Raw genomic sequence first — 841 nt, 5'->3', positions numbered from 1 at the left:
CTAAAAGAGTGTTTTACACCGGTGAAAACGAAGTCCCTAATTTCAACCTCTTTGATTACGCCATAGGCTTTGATGAATTGGACTTTAGAGATCGTTATTTGAGAATGCCTTTGTATTATGATAGGCTACACCATAAAGCCGAGAGCGTGAATGACACCACTTCACCCTACAAGATTAAAGATAACAGCCTTTATGCTTTAAAAAAACCCTCCCATCATTTTAAAGAAAACCACCCTAATTTATGCGCAGTAGTGAATGATGAGAGCGATCCTTTGAAAAGAGGGTTTGCGAGTTTTGTCGCGAGCAACCCTAACGCCCCTAAAAGGAACGCCTTCTATGACGCTTTAAATTCTATTGAGCCAGTTACTGGGGGAGGGAGCGTGAAAAACACTTTAGGCTATAACGTCAAAAACAAGAGCGAGTTTTTAAGCCAATACAAATTCAACCTGTGTTTTGAAAACACCCAAGGCTATGGCTATGTAACTGAAAAAATCATTGACGCTTACTTTAGCCACACCATTCCTATTTATTGGGGGAGTCCTAGCGTGGCGAAAGATTTTAACCCTAAGAGTTTTGTGAATGTTTGTGATTTTAAAGATTTTGATGAAGCGATTGACTATGTGAGATACTTGCACACGCACCCAAACGCTTATTTAGACATGCTCTATGAAAACCCTTTAAACACTATTGATGGGAAAGCTTACTTTTACCAAGATTTGAGTTTTAAAAAAATCCTAGATTTTTTTAAAACGATTTTAGAAAACGACACGATCTATCACAATAACCCTTTTGTTTTCTATCGTGATTTGCATGAGCCTTTAGCGACTATTGATGATTTGAG

The 841-nt window shown here is 38.0% G+C and carries 1 protein-coding gene; it reads left to right on the top strand.

The genetic code is table 11. The features are described 5' to 3' along the window. Positions 1-841: glycosyltransferase family 10 domain-containing protein (locus tag EAL04_RS07845; protein ID WP_120974485.1), on the top strand; the 841-nt coding region annotated here is incomplete at both ends.

Source organism: Helicobacter pylori (assembly GCF_003638305.1).
Lineage (GTDB): Bacteria > Campylobacterota > Campylobacteria > Campylobacterales > Helicobacteraceae > Helicobacter > Helicobacter pylori_DJ.
The sequence above is the reverse complement of the archived record's forward strand: the minus strand, read 5'-3'. Positions and strand labels throughout refer to the sequence as shown.